The 18,302-nt window shown below is 55.5% G+C and carries 17 protein-coding genes; 6 read left to right on the forward strand and 11 right to left on the reverse strand.

What is annotated here, in order from left to right; genetic code table 11:
- Positions 1 to 138: 138 nt before the first annotated feature.
- Both EYC98_RS03885 and EYC98_RS03890 read left to right on the forward strand, forming a co-directional pair.
- The gene (locus EYC98_RS03885) at positions 139 to 1,509 is read left to right on the forward strand and encodes an FAD-dependent oxidoreductase (RefSeq protein WP_279243989.1); all 1,371 of its coding nucleotides are present in this window, start codon (positions 139 to 141) and stop codon (positions 1,507 to 1,509) included.
- Positions 1,502 to 2,059, forward strand: coding sequence for a DUF1415 domain-containing protein (locus EYC98_RS03890; RefSeq protein WP_279243990.1), 558 nt, complete (start codon positions 1,502 to 1,504; stop codon positions 2,057 to 2,059). The genes EYC98_RS03885 and EYC98_RS03890 overlap by 8 nt, the downstream gene beginning before the upstream one ends.
- Here EYC98_RS03890 and recG read toward each other — a convergent pair.
- Entirely contained in the window at positions 2,056 to 4,134 is a 2,079-nt protein-coding gene (gene recG, locus EYC98_RS03895; RefSeq protein WP_279243991.1) for an ATP-dependent DNA helicase RecG, read from the reverse strand. The genes EYC98_RS03890 and recG overlap by 4 nt on opposite strands.
- A 75-nt stretch (positions 4,135 to 4,209) precedes the next feature.
- On the opposite strand from recG, the gene EYC98_RS03900 reads away from it, so the two are divergent.
- Positions 4,210 to 5,067, forward strand: coding sequence for a Rossmann-fold NAD(P)-binding domain-containing protein (locus EYC98_RS03900; RefSeq protein ID WP_279243992.1), 858 nt, complete (start codon positions 4,210 to 4,212; stop codon positions 5,065 to 5,067).
- A gap of 41 nt (positions 5,068 to 5,108) precedes the next feature.
- On the opposite strand, the gene EYC98_RS03905 is transcribed toward EYC98_RS03900, so the two are convergent.
- The 5 genes from EYC98_RS03905 to EYC98_RS03925 form a co-directional block, all read right to left on the reverse strand.
- Positions 5,109 to 5,492, reverse strand: a complete 384-nt coding sequence (locus tag EYC98_RS03905) for a Rid family detoxifying hydrolase (protein ID WP_279243993.1) — start codon at positions 5,490 to 5,492, stop codon at positions 5,109 to 5,111.
- A 21-nt stretch (positions 5,493 to 5,513) separates the two neighbouring features.
- The gene (spoT, locus tag EYC98_RS03910) at positions 5,514 to 7,634 is read right to left on the reverse strand and encodes a bifunctional GTP diphosphokinase/guanosine-3',5'-bis pyrophosphate 3'-pyrophosphohydrolase (RefSeq protein WP_279243994.1); all 2,121 of its coding nucleotides are present in this window, start codon (positions 7,632 to 7,634) and stop codon (positions 5,514 to 5,516) included.
- A gap of 42 nt (positions 7,635 to 7,676) precedes the next feature.
- Positions 7,677 to 7,955: a DNA-directed RNA polymerase subunit omega gene (gene rpoZ, locus EYC98_RS03915; protein WP_279243995.1), complete on the reverse strand. Its 279-nt coding sequence runs from the start codon at positions 7,953 to 7,955 to the stop codon at positions 7,677 to 7,679.
- Between the two features lie 127 nt (positions 7,956 to 8,082).
- Positions 8,083 to 8,700, reverse strand: a complete 618-nt coding sequence (gene gmk, locus EYC98_RS03920; RefSeq protein WP_279243996.1) for a guanylate kinase — start codon at positions 8,698 to 8,700, stop codon at positions 8,083 to 8,085.
- Between the two features lie 9 nt (positions 8,701 to 8,709).
- Positions 8,710 to 9,582 (reverse strand): YicC/YloC family endoribonuclease, encoded by an 873-nt coding sequence (locus tag EYC98_RS03925; protein ID WP_279243997.1) that lies wholly within the window; start codon positions 9,580 to 9,582, stop codon positions 8,710 to 8,712.
- A 112-nt stretch (positions 9,583 to 9,694) separates the two neighbouring features.
- Between EYC98_RS03925 and rph the strand changes: the two genes are divergently transcribed.
- Positions 9,695 to 10,417 (forward strand): ribonuclease PH, encoded by a 723-nt coding sequence (gene rph / locus EYC98_RS03930; protein ID WP_279243998.1) that lies wholly within the window; start codon positions 9,695 to 9,697, stop codon positions 10,415 to 10,417.
- A 13-nt stretch (positions 10,418 to 10,430) separates the two neighbouring features.
- Here rph and EYC98_RS03935 read toward each other — a convergent pair whose 3' ends face one another.
- A complete protein-coding gene (locus EYC98_RS03935; RefSeq protein WP_279243999.1) occupies positions 10,431 to 11,198 on the reverse strand; it encodes an exodeoxyribonuclease III in 768 nt (255 codons plus the stop codon).
- 194 nt (positions 11,199 to 11,392) lie between these two features.
- On the opposite strand from EYC98_RS03935, the gene pyrE reads away from it, so the two are divergent.
- Together pyrE and EYC98_RS03945 are read left to right on the forward strand one after the other, a co-directional pair.
- Positions 11,393 to 12,040, forward strand: coding sequence for an orotate phosphoribosyltransferase (pyrE, locus tag EYC98_RS03940; protein ID WP_279244000.1), 648 nt, complete (start codon positions 11,393 to 11,395; stop codon positions 12,038 to 12,040).
- A 39-nt stretch (positions 12,041 to 12,079) separates the two neighbouring features.
- The gene (locus tag EYC98_RS03945) at positions 12,080 to 12,772 is read left to right on the forward strand and encodes a hypothetical protein (protein ID WP_279244001.1); all 693 of its coding nucleotides are present in this window, start codon (positions 12,080 to 12,082) and stop codon (positions 12,770 to 12,772) included.
- Positions 12,773 to 12,777: 5 nt separating this feature from the next.
- On the opposite strand, the gene slmA is transcribed toward EYC98_RS03945, so the two are convergent.
- From slmA to coaBC, 4 genes are all read right to left on the reverse strand, one after another.
- Positions 12,778 to 13,410 carry a nucleoid occlusion factor SlmA gene (gene slmA / locus EYC98_RS03950; RefSeq protein ID WP_279244002.1) on the reverse strand — a complete coding sequence of 211 codons (633 nt, stop codon included), beginning with the start codon at positions 13,408 to 13,410 and terminating at the stop codon, positions 12,778 to 12,780.
- 91 nt (positions 13,411 to 13,501) lie between these two features.
- Entirely contained in the window at positions 13,502 to 14,401 is a 900-nt protein-coding gene (gene argB, locus EYC98_RS03955) for an acetylglutamate kinase (RefSeq protein ID WP_279244003.1), read from the reverse strand.
- Between the two features lie 49 nt (positions 14,402 to 14,450).
- On the reverse strand, positions 14,451 to 17,027 hold the full coding sequence (locus tag EYC98_RS03960) for a phosphomannomutase/phosphoglucomutase (protein WP_279244004.1): 2,577 nt from the start codon (positions 17,025 to 17,027) through the stop codon (positions 14,451 to 14,453).
- Between the two features lie 66 nt (positions 17,028 to 17,093).
- Positions 17,094 to 18,299, reverse strand: a complete 1,206-nt coding sequence (gene coaBC, locus EYC98_RS03965; protein WP_279244005.1) for a bifunctional phosphopantothenoylcysteine decarboxylase/phosphopantothenate--cysteine ligase CoaBC — start codon at positions 18,297 to 18,299, stop codon at positions 17,094 to 17,096.
- Positions 18,300 to 18,302 lie beyond the last annotated feature (3 nt).

Here is an 18,302-nt window from a genome sequence, read left to right on the forward strand (position 1 = left end):
ATTAAGCGCTTGCACAATTTTTACACAACATTATAGTGTTGCCTCGCCAAATTTTTCTATAGTTAGTAAGTACTTACGGCACTGCAGCTGCCTGAATTGCAGGCCTAGTGACAGTGTCTAAGCAAGAGAGAATCGATCATGAGCAAGTGGGAATGTATTGTCTGTGGACTGGTATATGACGAGGCCAAAGGTTGGCCTGATGACGGCATTGCGGCCGGCACCAAATGGGAAGACGTGCCAGAAGACTGGCTGTGCCCCGACTGTGGTGTTGGCAAGGAAGACTTTGAGCTGATTGAAGAGGCCCCGGTAGAGCAGGTACCGCATCATGAAGAACCGGTGGCGGACACCGTTCACGCCCCCGTGGTCATTCTGGGTACTGGCTTGGCTGGCTACGGTTTGGCCAAAGAGTTTCGCAAGCATGACAGCGAGACACCACTGATTCTGATTACCTCTGATGATGGACGTTCGTATTCCAAGCCGATGCTGTCCACCGGTTATACCCGGGATCAGGACGCCGATGCCTTGGCGCAGTTGGACGCCGGCGGTATGGGCCGCCAGCTCAAGGCTAGTGTCTGGGCCATGACTAACGTCAATGCGATCGACACCGAAAACCAGCTGATCAAGGTCGGCGATGCCCAGACCGCTATTCACTATGGCAAGTTGGTATTGAGTGTGGGCGCAGATGTTATTCGTCCCCCCATCGAAGGGGATGCACTGGAGTATGTGTATTCGGTCAATGATCTGTTGGACTACGATGATTTCCGCAAGGCCGTTGCCAAGAACGACGTCAAACGCGTCTGTGTTATTGGCGCTGGCCTGATCGGTTGTGAATTTACCAATGACCTGCTCAACGGTGGTTTCGAAGTTGAGACGGTAGACCCACTGGGTTACTGCCTGCCAACGCTGTTGCCAGAGCCGGCTGGAAAGGCGGTGCAACGCGGGCTCGAGGAGAAAGGCGCCAAGTTTCACTTTGGTCCGCTGGTCAAAGCCGTAAACAAAGCAGAAAAAGGTGTCATCGTTACCCTGGATAACGGTCAGACCATTGCTGCAGATATGGTTGTTTCCGGCGTTGGTGTGCGGCCTCGCGTGGACCTCGCCAAGCAGGCGGGTATTGCTACCAATCGTGGCATTGTGACCAATCGCTTGTTGGAAACCAGTGCGGCTAACGTTTACGCGCTGGGCGACTGTGCCGAAGTAGCAGGGCATGTCATGGTTTATGTTGCACCTCTGATGGCAGCCGCGCGAGCATTGGGTAAGACTCTGGCTGGCGACGCTACTGATGTGGTCTATCCGGCCATGCCAGTGACCATCAAGACGCCAGCCTGTCCGGTGGTAGTGTCTCCTGTCGCGCCGGGTACCGAGGGCGAGTGGCAGATACAAGAAGATGGCAATAACGTGCACGCTGAGTTTCGTAATGCGGCGGGAGACCTGCTTGGTTTCGCGCTGACCGGCGAGGCGACCAAGGACAAGATGACCCTGCAGAAACTACTGCCGGCTATTCTTGACTGAAGCAGAACGTCTGACCCGACGCTGGCTCGATGAATGTGTGCTGGCGCTGGGTCTGTGCCCGTTTGCGGCGCCAGTATTGCGTGACACGTCTCTGCGAATAACGGTTTGCGAAGCGTCTAATGCGGCGCAGCAGCTGCGCCAATTCGAGCAGGAGCTGGCATTGTTGCAGCGGGTGCCGGAGGCTGAGGTGTCCACCACCTTGCTGGTGTATGACACCGGTCTGGAAGACTTTATGCTATTTCTGGAGCGGCTCGAGCAATGTCAGATCCGGTTGCAGCGAGCCGGCCTCGAGGGTGTCATCCAACTCGCCAGTTTTCATCCGCATTACCTGTTTGCCGGAGAACCGGAGCAGGCCTTGTCGCATTACACTAACCGCAGTCCGCGGCCTACTATTCACCTTTTACGCGAAAACATGCTCAGTAAGGCGATCGAGCGCTACCCAGACACTCAGGATATTCCGGTGAACAATATGGCGTTGCTGGAGGAGATGGGTGCGGAGCAGGTCGAGGAGCTGTGGCAGCGGGTTGGCGTAACGCGACCGCCAGATTAGACGCTGGCGAAGCGCTCGGCACTGCCCAGCCAACGCCGCACCAGCTGATCGGCGACTCGAGCGTCGGACTCTGCCAGTTCGCGGGCGAGTTGCTGCACGGTTGGCAACAAATCCGCATGCAGTGAGATATCGGCGACCCTAAACTCCATAATTCCGGTTTGGCGAGTGCCCAGTACTTCGCCGGGCCCGCGCAGTTCCATATCCCGCTCAGCAATGTAAAACCCGTCATTGCTCTCGCGCATAGCACTTAGACGTGACTTACTGGTCTTGCCTAAGGGAGTTTGGTAGAGCAGCACGCAATGGCTGGCTTCAGTGCCGCGGCCGACCCTGCCGCGCAATTGGTGTAGTTGCGCCAGCCCAAGCCGTTCAGGGTTTTCGATAATCATCAGGCTGGCATTGGGCACATCGACACCGACCTCGATTACTGTCGTAGCAACCAGTAGCTGCACCTGGCCGGCCTTAAAAGCGGCCATGACCCCGGCTTTCTCAGCGGGCTTAAGGCGACCGTGAACCAAGCCTATAGGAATCTCGGGGAGGGCTTCGCGCAGTTCGGCACAGGCTACTTCAGCCGCCTGTGCCTGCAGCGCATCGGACTCTTCAATCAAGGTGCATACCCAGTACACCTGACGCCCCTGAGCTGCCGCAGCGGCGACGCGTTCTACTACTTGATCGCGGCGGCTACTATCGATCAGGAGGGTCTGCACCGGTTGGCGGCCAGGGGGAAGCTCATCAATAATGGAGCAGTCCAGATCGGCATAGGCAACCATTGCCAGCGTGCGTGGAATGGGGGTCGCCGTCATCACCAGCTGATGCGGGCGTCCGATCTGAGCATTGCCCTTCTCTGACAGCAGCAGCCGTTGGTGGACGCCAAAACGGTGTTGTTCGTCGACGATGACCAGTCCGAGCCCGGCAAAGGCAACATCCTGCTGGAACAGGGCGTGGGTACCCACTACTAGCGCTGCCGAGCCGTCGGCTAATTGTTCCAGTGTTGCGGCGCGGGCTTTTCCCTTTAGCCTCCCGGTTAACCAAACCAGCTTGATACCCAGAGGTTCAAACCATTGTTGAAACCCCTGCCAGTGTTGTTCTGCCAGTATTTCAGTCGGTGCCATAATCGCCACTTGATAGCCGCTGCGAATCGCCTGCAGCGCTGCGCAGGCGGCAACCACCGTCTTACCGGAACCAACGTCGCCCTGTACCAGCCGCAGCATGGGTAGGCCGCTGGTTAGATCTTCGGCTATCTCCGCACTGACACGTTGCTGCGCTGCGGTCAGATTAAAACCCAGTCCCGCGGTGAATTCATTCAGTGCTGTGCGGTCGGTATTCATTATTGGGGCGCCCACAGCGCGCTGTTGTCGACGTAGCTTTTCCAGCGACAGGTTATGTGCCACTAATTCCTCCAGCGCCAACCGCAGCTGCGCTGGGTGGCGGCCGTCGCGAATCAATTGTTGCGGTGCGTCCGGGGGTGGGTTGTGCAGATAGCTCAGCGCTTCGTGCAAGGCCATGCTACTGCTGGTAGCGGGCAGCAGCTCTGGTAAGGCACCGTGCGCCAGTGTTTGTAGCGCCTGCCCACACAGCTTGCGCCAGGTTGCCTGCGTTAAACCGGCACTGGTCGGATAGATCGGCGTCAGGCTGGTAGCCACAGGGTCGGGCTGATCACTATCGAGCTGAGTGTACTCGGGGTGATACATTTCCAGCCCGGAAGCTCCGCGCCGGACTTCGCCGTAGCATCGCAACCGCGTGCCCGGGCTCAGGTTATTTTTCTGGGCGCCGGAAAAGTGGAAGAAGCGTAGAGTGATACTACCGGTGCCGTCCTGCATCTTGCACACTAACGAGCGGCGGCGACCGAAGCTGACATCGGCCAGTCTGACCTCGCCTTCGATAACCGCGTCCGAGCCGGCCGCCAGTGCTCCCATAGGCGTGATGCGGGTGCGATCCTGGTAACGCAGAGGCAGGTGAAACAGTAAGTCCTGAACCTGTTCGATACCCAACGCGGCGAGTTTTTCAGCCATGCGCGGGCCCACGCCACGTAAATTGGCGACTGGGCTGGTAACTAATTGTTGTGCTGATTTGGGCATGCTGGATAGTTGGTTGGTGGAAGTGAGCCATGCTGATTAAGTGGGCGTATAGTTGTACCAGTGAGTGAGATCAAAATGAAGTCAAAAAAATTATTGCTACTCGGTTGTGGTGATCTTGGAACTGCGTTGGGTTTGCAAATGCACGCCGCTGGTTATGAGATAGCCGCAGTGCGGCGTCATGTGGACCAACTACCGTCGGTGTTCTCGGCTTCGTCTCTGGATTATTCAGACCCGTCACAGCAATCGCGTTTACGCGAGCTGGCGGTGGGTAATGCCGTTATGACTCCGGTGCCTGCCAGCTATGATGCCGCCGGCTACCAAAAAGGCTATGTCGATGCCGTCAGCAACCTGTTGGCGGCGTGGCAAGATCTGCCATCGCAACAGCTGTTGTTTGTCTCCAGTACCCGTGTTTATGGCGACTGCGAGGGGCGCTGGGTTGATGAAGAGTCGCCTCTTGAACTCAGTGGTTTTGCGGCCGCGGCGATCGGTGCGGCCGAGCAGCTATTGTTGGACAGCCATCATCAGGTATCCCTGATTCGGTTTGCGGGTATCTATGGGCGCTTGCCCAGCCGCTTGTTGGAGCGAATCGCGCGTGGAGAGGTTAATACTGACCCCGAGTCCGCCTATAGTAATCGGATTCATCGGGATGACTGCGTTGGTTTTTTGGCCCATCTACTCAGTTTGGCTGCGCAGGGCCAACAGTTGGCAGATTGTTATACGGGTGTAGATGACCTGCCCTGCCGGCTGTCTGAGATTGAGACCTGGCTGGCTGGCGAAATGGGAGTAGCGGCTTTGCGCGAGCCGCCTACGTCAACCCGAACCGGTAGTAAGCGCTGTGGTAACCAGCGCTTAAAGGATTCCGGTTACCAACTAATGTACCCGGATTATCGCAGTGGTTATTCTGAAGTACTGCAGCGGCGTGCTGAGTTTTAGCGCAGCAGCTTAGCCCTGCACGCTGGAACCCAAAGTTAGAACTACGCAGCCATAATCATTTCAATCTCGATAGCCACTGCCTTGGGTAGTGCAGCCACCTGTACGCAGGCACGGGCCGGGTAGGGTTCCTGAAAGTAGCGCTTCATCACTTCATTGACCGCGGCAAAATCCGCCATATCGGTTAAAGAGATATTGATTTTAATGGCCTTGGCGAGGCCCCCGCCGGCCGCGTCTGCAATAGCGGCCAGGTTTTTAAATACCTGCTCTGATTGCTCCGTTATGCCACCCGATACAACCTCCATGGACTCGGGGTCCAGAGGAATCTGACCTGATACCCAAATGGTATTGCCGACTTTGACGGCTTGTGAGTAGGGCCCGATAGCCGCCGGTGCGGCGGGTGTTGAAATAATACTGCGGTTGCTCATGTGATGCTCCTGCGCCGGTTCTCAATGCCGGACTCGATTGACTTTGTGGACTTCCTTGAGGGTACGGATACGTTTCATGATACGGGCCAGGTGAACACGGTTCTGCACACCCATTTCAAGGTCGACATAGCTGAACTGATAGTCCTTGTCTTCACTACTGATCTTAAGAATGTTGACGTCCATGCTGTTGATTCTGGTGGCCAGCACGGCAATCATGCCGCGTCGATTCTCCAGCTCGACGCGCAGGGTGACGTTAAACTCGCCCTCAACCTGTTCATCCCAGCGCAATGGAACCAGTTTTTCGGTATTACCACGCAGCTCTGCCAGGTTGTGGCAACCATCGCGATGCACCACCATGCCCCGTTCTGAGCTGATGTAGCCGGCGATGGCATCACCTGGTATGGGGTGGCAGCATTTGGCGTAGCTGACCATAAAGCCCTCGGTACCACGAATGGCGACCGGCTCAGCACTGAAGCTACTACCTTCCTCGGTACCTTCGTCGGGATGTTGGCCCAGCAGATGCTGTGCGGTGATGGTGGGGACCCTGTTGCCCTGTGCGATGTCTTCCAGAAGCTGGTCGAGGCCTTCATATTCGCCCCGCTGAAGATAGCCTTGCAGGCGCTCGGGGTCGACTGTATCCAGGCTGCCTTTCAGGGCGCCCAGTGCCTTGTCCAGCATACGCTGACCGAGCGCGATCGAGTCCTCCCGGGTCTGGTGCTTCAGAAAATGGCGAATATTGGTGCGCGCCTTGGCCGTTACCGCGTAGTTGAACCAGGATGGATTGGGCCGCGCTCCCGGTGCGGTTAGAATCTCTACGGTCTGGCCGCTTTGCAGAGGCTCAGATAAGGGCGCCAGGCGACGATTAATCCGGCACGCCACGCAGCTGTTGCCCACGTCGGTATGTACCGCGTAGGCAAAATCGACTGCGGTGGCTCCGCGGGGCAGCTCCATAATGTTGCCCTTTGGGCTGAACACGTAGACTTCGTCGGGGAACAGGTCGATTTTGACGCTTTCTATGAACTCCAGGGAATTGCCCGCGCGTTGCTGCATTTCCAGTAGCCCCTGCACCCACTGGCGGGCGCGGGCGTGGCTGGCCCCGTTGACACCCTCACTGGATTTGTACAGCCAGTGCGCGGCGATGCCATTGTTGGCCATGTCTTCCATTTCGCGAGTTCTGATCTGTATTTCGATGGGCACACCGTGCATGCCCATCAAAACCGTGTGCAGTGACTGGTAACCATTGGCCTTGGGGATGGCGATGTAGTCCTTGAATTCACCGGGCACAGGCTTGTAGAGATTGTGCACGCAGCCCAGCACTCGATAGCAGCTGTCCACCGAGTCAACAATGATACGAAAGGCAAAAATATCCATGATTTCGGAGAAACTTTTGCGTTTTGATTTCATCTTCTGGTAGATGCTATGCAGGTGTTTTTCGCGGCCGACCACTTCTGCCGCGTGGCCTTCCTGAATCAGGTAGGCCTGGACCTGCTGACCAATTTGTTCGACCAATTCCTTACGGTTACCCCGCGCCTTGCGCAGTGCAATCTTGATGCGTTCGAAGCGCATCGGGTGCATGGCGCCAAAGCCCAGATCTTCAAACTCCATACGCACGTTGTTCATCCCCAGGCGCAGCGCGATGGGGGCGTACATTTCCAGAGTTTCCTTGGCAATCCGGCGCCGCTTTTCCGGTTGCAGAACGCCCAAGGTACGCATGTTGTGAAGGCGATCGGCCAGCTTGACCAAAATGACACGGATATCTTTGGCCATCGCCAGCGCCATTTTCTGGAAGTTCTCGGCCTGCTTTTCCGCCTGTGAGCTGAACTCGATTTGGGTCAGTTTGCTGACGCCGTCTACTAATTCCGCCACGGTAGACCCAAATTGCTGGTCTATGGCTGATTTGTCGATACCGGTGTCTTCAATCACGTCGTGCAGCATGGCCGCCATCAGGCTCTGATGGTCCATGTGCATGTCGGCAAGAATACGTGCCACCGCTAGCGGGTGGGTGACATAGGGCTCGCCGCTGCGACGGAACTGGCCATGATGGGCCTGCTCGGCGAAATAATAGGCACGTTTGACCAGATTGGACTGGTCGGCGCTGAGGTAGCTACTGAGATTTTCGCTGAGAGAGTCGATGGCTTGCATTGAGTAGCTCGACCCCCTCGAGCGTGAACGGGTGCGCTGGCGTTAGAGAGGCTGTGGTTCTGCCGCGCTGGTAGAAGCTTCCATGGCGACGATCATTTCTTCCTCGGCATTGATTTCTTCTTCGCGAACCAGAATATCGGCGTTGACGTGACCACCGGCAATTTCGCGCAGGGCCAATACGGTCGGCTTATCAGCCTCCTCCGCTACCATGGGCTCTTTGCCGCCAGTTGCGAGCTGACGTGCTCTTTTGCTGGCAACCATAACCAGTTCAAAGCGGTTGGCGACGTTTTCCAGACAATCTTCTACGGTAACTCGAGCCATTTTCTATTCCTGTGTTCTAACAAAGGTCGCTGCGCTGGCCTTGTGAGACCGGCGCAAATGACCAAAAACCGTGGGTCGGGCGATACCTCTGCCCGAGAGAACCGACAATTATAACAAAAACACGGTCTTAGGACAGTAAATCCTGCAGCAAACTTTTCCAACGGTGCGCCTGCACGCCCACACGCAGGCGATGGCACTCAAGAATACAGCGTAATTCCTGTAAGGCGCGGTCGAATTGGTCGTTGATAACTACAAAATCAGCGTGGTCAAAATGAGAAATTTCGTCCACCGCTTCCGCCATGCGCCGCTCAATAACGCTGGCATCGTCCTGACCGCGCTTTTGCAGTCGCTGCTGCAGTTCGGCGCGTGACGGTGGCAGGATAAAAATGGCGACAGCGTCGGGTCGCAGCCGTTTGATTTGTGCAGCGCCCTGCCAGTCAATTTCCAAAATCACATCCAGACCCTGCTGTAGCTGGCTTTCCACCCATTGCGCCGACGTCCCATAGCTGTTGCCGAACACAGTGGCATGTTCAAGAAATGCATTGCGCTTGAGCATTTCGGCAAACGCGGCGTGGGTCAGAAAATGGTAGTTCACCCCATCCTGTTCCCCGGGCCGCATCGGGCGGGTGGTGTGCGAGATCGACACCTGAACGTGCTCTGAGCCCTGAGTGAGGGCCTCCACCAGGCTGGTCTTGCCGGCGCCGCTGGGGGCGGAAACGGTATATAGCGTGCCGATTGTGCTCATGTTTGCGATTTACTCCAGGTTCTGAATTTGCTCGCGCATTTGCTCGATAAGAACCTTTAATTCTACCGCGTTTTGAGTCGTACTGCTGGCAATTGACTTGGATGAGAGGGTGTTTGCTTCGCGATTCAGCTCCTGCATCAGAAAGTCAAGACGGCGCCCGCAGGGGCCGCCTTGCTCAAGCACTCGCCCCACCTCCTCGACATGGACATCAAGACGATCCAATTCTTCCTCGACGTCTGCTTTGCTAGCTATGAGAACCAGCTCCTGCTCTAGCCGCTGGGGTTCCAGCTCAAGGTTGATATCCTGCAGCCTCTTCTCGATTCGCTGTTGCTGCTGTAGCAGCAGCTGAGGCATTAGCTCGCGGGTTAGCGCTACCTGCTCACCGACAGCATTAAGTCGTTGGCGAATCGATGCTGCCAGCTGCGTGCCTTCACGGAGGCGATTGTCAATCAGGGTCTGCAGCGCTGCTTTCATAACCTTGTCGGCCAGAGCCAGCACTTCGTCTTCATCGCCACTCTCACCGGCGTTGTCTAACACACCTGGCCAGGCCAGTATTTGCAGGGCCGTCGCCGGCTGCAGGTTGTCCATCAGTGCTTCGACCTGGGCGACGGCGCCATTGAGATGTTGCAACTGCTGCAGATTGACGCTGATTTCCGTTGAGTTGTTGGCTTCTGCTTGCCAGCGTACCTGGCACTCTACTTTGCCCCTAGCCAGATCTTTGCGCAGGATGTCGCGCCATTTATTCTCCAGCGCCCGCAGTTGATCTGGTAGTTTAAAATAACAATCCAGATAGCGATGATTAACCGACCGTAACTCAACAACTAGCGAGCCCTGGGAGCATTCACCGCGCTCGCGCGCAAATGCTGTCATACTTTTGATCATTCACAAATCCTGTCTGGGCAATTATTTGGCCGCTGTTTAGCGGTTCCGATTCTAGCAGTACACTGGTTTGACGTATAATCACCGCCCTTCCTCAGCCAGTGATAGAGAAATCATGACCAGACCTAGCGGCCGCGCGCCACAGCAACTACGCGAAATCAGTTTTACCCGAGAATTCACCCGTCACGCAGAGGGCTCGGTTTTGGTGTCTTTTGGCGACACCCGGGTAATCTGCACCGCCAGTGCTGAAGCCGGCGTGCCGCGCTTTATGCGCGGTCAGGGCCGCGGCTGGGTAACTGCTGAATATGGCATGTTGCCGCGTTCAACCGACAGCCGCATGGGCCGTGAAGCAGCCCGTGGCAAACAGGGTGGTCGCACGGTTGAAATCCAGCGTTTGATTGGGCGCTCACTGCGCGCCGCGCTGGATTTAGACAAATTGGGTGAAAATACCATTACCCTGGACTGTGATGTGATTCAGGCGGATGGCGGTACCCGTACCGCTTCCATTACCGGCGCGTGTGTTGCTTTGGTTGATGCTATTGCCAGTCTGCAGGCCAAGGGTCTGGTTAAACAGAATCCGTTGCGAGCCATGGTAGCTGCTGTTTCCGTAGGCATTGTCGACGGTCAACCCGTGTTGGATCTGGACTATCCAGAGGACTCCAGTGCTGACACGGATATGAATGTGATTATGGCCGACGGCGGTGAGTTTATTGAAATTCAGGGCACCGCTGAGGGCGCTACGTTCTCCCGAACGGAGTTGGACTCTATGTTGGCGCTGGCCGAATCTGGCATCAACGAGCTCATCACCCTGCAAAAAGCCGTTTTGGCACAGGGCTGATCGGCGCTGCTACTCAGACCGGCTCAATATCATAGTCCATGATGATCGGAGCATGCCGGGAAAATTCCTGGCTCTTATAGATCGCTCCGTATTCAACCTGGTATTTCAAGCCTTTGGAAATCAGGTGATAGTCGCTACGCCAGCCATTGCTGGCGCGGTCACCGTCTGGCCAATAGCTGAATTCGTCCTGATCTGAGTTAATCTCACGAAACGCGTCCACGTAGCCCAGCTCCAGCACTTCATCCAGCCACTGCCTTTCTTCCGGCAGAAATCCGCTGTGATTACTATTACTATCGGTGTCCTGCACATCCGCAGCGGTGTGTGCCAGGTTCCAGCCGCCGCAAATGATGAACTCGCGGCGCTTGTTGCGGACCTTACCGAGGTGCGCTTGCAACAGGTTCAGGAACTCTGCCTTACGGGCCGCTTCATCACTGCCCGGCTCGCCGCCCTCAGGTACCACAATGCAGCCGATACTGATATTGCTGTAATCGGCCTGGATGTAGCGCCCTTCCATATCAAAGTCGGTGAAGCCCAGCCCGGTCATGATGGCTTTGGGTAGCGTTTTGCAGTAGATCGCTACCCCATTGATCTTGCCGTCAACGTGGTCGTAGAAGTAGGCATTATAATCTGACGGGAAAAAGGTATCGGCCTGCAGGTCATATTCGCTGCAATGCAAATCCTGCACGCACACAAAATCTGCATCCTGATCGCGCATCCATTGGTAAAATCCTTTATCAGCAGCACTTTTTATGCCGTCAGCGCTGAAACTGATGATCCTCATTTCTGGCTCCTTGAATGAAGAGCTTGTAAGACAAGCAGCGACGATAGTCTAGCGAAGTGGTCGCGCGAAGCGTTCGTGATCGTTACAATTATGATGTGCTGGTCTGAACGCCGCGTACAGTGTGACTTTATACAGCATTCCGGCGATACAGGAAACTGTAGCCTGACTCCTACATCCCATAATTGCGGAACATTATGAAGCCTTATCAACAATCTTTTATTGAGCTGGCGCAGTCGGTAGACGCGCTAAAATTTGGTGAATTTACCCTCAAATCGGGGCGTATCAGCCCCTATTTCTTTAATGCCGGTGCGTTTTGTACGGGTGCCTCTCTGGCAGCGATCGGTCAGTGCTATGCCGCTGCTATCGTTGAATCCGGCGTTCAGTTTGATGTTCTGCTGGGCCCGGCGTACAAAGGAATTCCGCTGGCGGCCACGGTGGCAGTCGCACTGTCGCGTGACCATGGCATAGATATCCCGTATGCGTATAACCGCAAAGAGGCTAAAGCACATGGCGAGGGGGGTGTTATGGTGGGCGCTCCGTTGGAGGGCCGTGTGTTGGTGATTGATGACGTCATCACGGCTGGCACGGCGATTCGGGAGGTTATGCAGATTATTGCTGAGCACGGCGCTAGTTGCGCGGGCGTGGCAATTGGGCTGGACCGACAGGAGCGGGGTAGTGGGGAACTCTCAGCGATTCAGGAGCTCAAAAAAGAACACGATTTGCACGTGATCAATATTATTAGCCTGGGGGATTTAATCGAATATCTGCAGGCCTCGGGTGATTCTGTGAGTACCTTGGTCGCAGAAATGGAAAGCTACCGAGCAAAATACGGTATTTCCTGATAGCTTACTTTAGTAAGCAACTCAAAAACATAGGGTGTAATGGGCGAACTAAACACATTGACGGGGCTTTTCCGCTCTCGGCGCCGGGCGCTGCCGGTATTGCTGGCGGTTTTGTCTGTGCTGCCGACTCTGTCCTACGCATCGGGTTACATCTATCGCTATCTCGACGACAATGGCAATGTGGTCGTCGGACATAGCATACCCGCTGAATACGTAGATAACGGCTACGAAATGCTGAATTCAGATTATAGCGTATACAAGGAGTTTGCCCCTGCTCCGACGGCGGAGGAGATTGCCAGCCGCACGGAAGCGCAAAAAGCGCGGATTGTTGCTGAGCGAGAAGCGGAGCGACTACAACAGTGGGACGAATCATTGCTATTAAGGTATAGCAGTATCGAGGATATTGAGGCCGCACGTGAGCGAGCTCTCAGTGAATTGCAAATTCGTATCAGTATCCTCAAGGGCAATGTTCGCTCGCTGAAAGCGCAGGTAGAGAACAATCAGACCCGGGCCGCCGATGTAGAACGCCGCGGTGGCGAAGTGCCAGAGGAAATTCTTTCTGCGATAGACGCCCTGCGTTACGAAATTGATGAAGCGGAAAAAAATATCATCGAACGCAGTCGTGAGAAAGAAGAAGTTTACGCTGGCTTTGAGCGTGATATTGGTCGTTTCGAGCAGTTGTTGGAGAAAGTAGAGATACGCAGGCGCTATAGCCGCTCGGCTTTAGAGTAACTGCGCTAGCCCGAATAGCCGGCCTGGTTTGGGTTGGCAGCTACCGGTGTTTGCTTGAAGAAATCGTGGCTCAGTTGTTGCCATTGCTCTGGCCAGTTTTCGGTCGGCGGACGCTGAAAGCCGCTGCGAACAAACTGTGATATACGACCTTCCGCGGCAGCCAGTAGTAAAGTGGCTGCACTGTTAACCGGCAATCGTGGGCGCAGACCCTCGCGAATTTCTGCCTCGCGCAGCACTTGCTTGAGCTGTGCTTCAAAACGATCAAACAGTTGCGCGACTCTAGCGTGCAGTCGCTCCGTCTCTCCTGCCAGCGCGTCGCCGGTGAGGATCCGGGTTATACCGGGATTGCGTTCGGTAAACCCCAGCAATAAGCCCAGCATTTTTTCGCAGCGGCTGAGGGCGTGTGGGTCTTCGGCCAAAATGACCTTGATGCGGGAAAACAGGGTTTCTTCAATAAATTCAATCAGCCCTTCGAACATCTTGGATTTGCTCGGGAAGTGGCGATAAAGAGCCGCCTCAGACACCCCGACTTGGGCAGCTAATTTGGCGGTGGTTATACGTTCACCTGGGCTGGCTTCCAGCATCTGCGCCAATGCTTCTAGAATTTGCTGGCGGCGCTGGGATTTTCTCGGCGACATGGGGGACTCGCTAAACGGGAACGGCCATGCTAACGAGAACACCGCAGGGCTGCAATATAAAAGCCTAAGCAGTTAGACGGTTTTCGTCTAATTAGCTGCGATTTGTGATCAGTGTCCCGACTCCGCGGTCGGTGAATACCTCTAGCAGTACCGCATGAGGAACTCGTCCGTCGATAATATGCGAGCTGGCAACACCGCCTTTTACCGCATCCAATGCGCAGCTGATCTTGGGCAGCATACCGCCGTAAATGGTGCCATCGGCGATCAACTCGTCTACCTGGGCGGTGCTTAGCCCGGTCAGTATCTTGCCATCTTTGTTCAGCAGGCCTTCAACGTTGGTTAATAACATCAGCTTTTCGGCCTGCAGTACCTCGGCCAGCTTGCCAGCGACGAGATCGGCATTGATATTGTAGGAGCTACCGTCTTTGCCTACACCGATAGGTGCTATGACAGGAATGAAGTTGCTGCTGCGCATCATATTGAGGACTTCAACGTCGATTTTTTCAACTTCACCAACGTGGCCAATATCAATAATTTCGGGCGCCTGAAGACCCGGGGAGTCGCGCGTTACCTTAAGTTTACGAGCCCTGATCATCTGGCCGTCTTTGCCGGTGACGCCAATGGCTTTGCCGCCGTTGCGATTAATAGCCGACACGATTTCTTTGTTGACGCTGGCGCCCAGAACCATTTCTACGACGTCCATGGTGGCGCTGTCAGTGACCCGCATGCCGTCAACAAACGTCGACTTAATGCCTAGCTTCTCGAGCAGTTGTCCTATCTGGGGACCGCCGCCGTGGACTACTATCGGGTTAACACCGACCGCCTTCAGCAGCACGATGTCGCGGGCAAAGCTCTCCTGCAAGTTGGGGTCTATCATGGCATTGCCGCCGTATTTTACGACGATAGTTTTGCCGGCAAAGCGCTGGATATAGGGCAATGCTTCGGTAAGCACCTTAGCAATATTATCCGGCGTATCCAGATCTAGTGACATAGACAGTTCCCAGTGCAAAAAGCGGAGTCTAGCCGCAGACTCAGGTTTCTCAAAATTTGGTTTCGATGTTGGCCACGGCTTTTAGCTGTTCGCTAAATTGGTTTTTGATTCGCTCCAGCCCTTCGATGTCTTCGGCTTCAAAGCGAGCGGTCAGTGCGGGTCCGGTATTGGACGCTCGTAACAGGCCCCAGCCATCGCTGTAATCGACGCGTACTCCGTCAAGTGTGTTGATCTTTCCGGGGCTGAAGTTGCCCTGCTCGGCCAGCGCACTAACGATATTGAATTTGTCAGCATCACTGACCGGTAGTTTGATTTCCGGGGTATTTTGGGTGTTGGGGAAGTCGGCCAACAGCGGTGTCAGACCTTGATCTGAGGCGCTGATGATCTCAGCCAGACGACAGGCTGAGTACATGCCGTCATCAAAACCAAACCAGCGCTCGCCGAAAAAGATATGGCCGGAAAACTCACCGCCAAGCAGTGCACCTGTCTCTTGCATTTTCTCTTTCATGAAGGCGTGACCGGTCTTCCACAGGATGGGTCGGCCACCATAGCGACTCACCAGCTGGATAAGGTGGCGGCTGCATTTAACGTCAAAGATGACATCTGCACCGGGGTTACGAGAAACAATGTCCTGGGCAAAAATCATAAGAAGCTTGTCGGTGCGAATAATCTCGCCCTCCGCCGAAACCACCGCTAGCCGATCACCATCACCATCGAAGGCAACGCCGATATCAGCGCCTTCAGCTACTACGCGCTGGCATAAGTCCCGCAGATTGCTCTCATCCGAGGTGTCCGGGTGGTGATTGGGAAAGTTGCCGTCTACCTCGCAGTACATGGGCACAACTTCGCAGCCCAGTTCTGTGAGCAGCTGCGGTGCTACCGCGCCAGCTATACCATTGCCGGCGTCGATGACTACTTTCAGCGATACGGCAATCGCCATATCGCCGACTATGGTGTCGATATAGTCAGCGACGATATCCTGTTTCAGCAGGCGGCCTTTGCCAGTGCTGAAATCACCGCTGGAGATACGTTCGCGCAGTGCCTGTATTTTTTCACCGGCGAAGGGTTTGCCGTCCATGACAATCTTGAGGCCATTGTCTTCAATAGGGTTGTGACTACCGGTTACCATGATGCCCGTGCGGCTTTCCAGAGCATGAGTTGCGTAGTAAAGAACCGGCGTGGGGACCGCGCCGATATCAATCACGTCGCGACCGGTGGCGGCCAGAGCTTTGCCCAGCGCCGATTTGATTCGAGGGCTGGAGAGCCGGCCATCGCAGGCGATAATAACGGACTGTTGACCTTGTTCGCCAGCCAGCGAGCCCAGCGCCGAACCAATCTTCTCGACCATCTCGTCGTCGAGCTCTTCGTCGGCATTACCACGAATATCGTAAGCGCGAAAAATATGGGAGGGAATGCCATCATCAACTAACACCGGCTCCGGTTCGGGCTCAGGTGCAGGCTCGGTGTCCAGATCCAGCGTTTCCAGCTCTTCATCAATCATGCTCGTGTTTTGGAACATGGGGGCCGCCAGATGGCCATCGGCTAGCGTCGGCTCTTTGGGTGGCGGTGTTGCTGCACCAGGGCTATTTGTTGACTGGGATGTAGGCCGTTGCAGCGAGCGCCTCAGCATTTTGGCAATCGGCAGCAGCTCCGGAACCGACAACATAAGTGCGCCTTTCTTCCTGGCGGAAGTCACTATTAGCTCGACTTCCTTGGTCAACGCTTTGCGGTAATGCAGGCGCAACAGCAACATGCCGCAAACCAGCGCCAACAAGGCGATAGCCGCCATGATGGCCGGGATTATAGTGGCCGGTGTATAGGCCGCTACCAGCGCCTTGGAGGGAGTAAAGGACAGCTGCCACAGCCCGTCGTTAAGATCGACAGTGGCGCTCTTATCCGTGATCTTGCCGGATCCGGCAGCGGCGATTTCATCGGCTCGCTCGTAATTACCCTGGCGGTAAAGTTGTAGCAGCGCGCTGCGGCCCGCATCCACTCCTGCAGCAGCCAGTACTTCTGACAATAATGTGTTGTCGATGGTAGCCATGAGCACAGCACTGGCGTCTTGCGTACCCGAATTGACGACTTGCTCAGCCAGTGAAGTCAGCCAGCGCTCTTCAAATTTGTAGGATTCGGGGGCGGTATCTTCACCTTTTGCGGTCCGTCGCAGTAGATCGACTTCTATGTGATTGCGCAGGCCCTGATTGTCGTCAGCCAGTCCAGCAGTACCCATGGCGTCCAGTCGAATCAATCGCAATGAGACCGCACCTGGGAAGTAAGCCAGCATTTGCTGCTCTATTGCCGTTATCGCTGCGGGCTCATTGATATCAAGCACTGAAACGGCAAGCGGCGTCGCAGCGGCTGTTTTCAAACGTTTATCAAGCCGTGAGAAAAATTGTCGAATACCAGCTGATTGTTGTTCAGCGTGAGTTTCTGACAGCAGCGTTATTTGTTGGCTTTGTACCGCGCTTTCGCGAATCAGTAGCAGATAGGCGAATACCAGTAGCAGTGGGATCAGCATGACTGCCATTGCCACCAGCCAGGTCTTTTGAAAAACGTCGCTATGCGCGGCAATATCCTGAATGGGTTCAGCAGTGCCAGGTTGTGCATCTTGCTTTTTCTTGAACATGTTCGGTTACGCCTTTGAGTCAGCGCTAATCATACCGGACTGCCGCCGTTTGAGGATGCAAAAAAATTACACAACGGTAGCCAAATATTGCTCCGCGATAAGCGCGACAAGCTGTCGCCCTAATTGTTGTTTGGAGGCAAGACCAAGCTCCTGGTAATAGTCAGTCCCAATCACCACGACGGCGTTGTTCTCGCTGTTAAAGCCTGCTGCGGTGTCTGAGACATCGTTGGCGATGATCAGGTCCAGCTTTTTGGCCTCCAGCTTGCCCTGGGCGTAGGCCGCTACATCCTGTGTCTCCGCGGCAAAACCTACGGTGAACGGTCGCTCTGGGTGGTTGGCCACGGCGCTGACGATATCCGGATTGCGGACCATCTCCAGTTGCAGAGTGTCAGCCGATTTCTTGAGTTTCTGCCCCAGCGCCTCAGCGGGGCGATAATCTGCGACCGCTGCGCAGGCTATAAAGATATCGCAATCAGCGACTGCAGCCAGACTGGCGTCATGCATCTGTTGTGCTGTTACCACGTCGGTGCGTTGGACGTGATCGGGGGTATCGAGATTAACCGGACCGCTGATTAGCGTCGTGCGCGCGCCAGCGTCGGCTGCTGCCCGGGCTAGCGCAAAGCCCATTTTACCTGAGCTGTGGTTGCTGATGTAGCGCACCGGATCGATAGCTTCGCGGGTCGGACCGGCGGTAATAACGATGCTGATACCGTCCAGCACGTCAGAGTCGAACAGCGCTGAAGTGCGCTGGGCAATTGCCGCGGGCTCCTCCATGCGACCTGGGCCAACATCGCCGCAAGCCTGTGTTCCCTCGGCCGGCCCCACAAGCTGAAACCCCCGTTCCTGCAGTAAATTGAGATTGGCGGTTGTAGCTGGGTCTCGCCACATCGCCTGATTCATTGCCGGCGCCAGCAACTTTGGTCCGGTGTTGGCCAGGCAGACGGTGGTTAGCAGGTCGTCGGCAGCGCCACTGGCCAGTCGCGCCATGCAGTTGGCGGTGGCAGGCGCGATTAGTATCACATCGGCCCATCTTGCCAGCTCTATATGGCCCATACCGGCTTCCGCCTCGGCGTCCAATAAGTGCTGATGTACCGGGTTGCCGGACAGAGCCTGTAGCGTCAATGGCGTAATGAACTCAGTTGCCCCAGCGGTCATGATGACTCTTACCGTTGCCCCCAGCTCCTGCAGGTCGCGCACCAATTGCGCAGATTTGTAGGCGGCAATGCCTCCACTAATACCCAGCAACACGTTACGATTGAACAATTGTCCCATTGG

This window comes from Candidatus Litorirhabdus singularis (assembly GCF_026262625.1).
In the GTDB taxonomy this organism is placed as follows: Bacteria; Pseudomonadota; Gammaproteobacteria; order Pseudomonadales; family Halieaceae; genus Litorirhabdus; species Litorirhabdus singularis.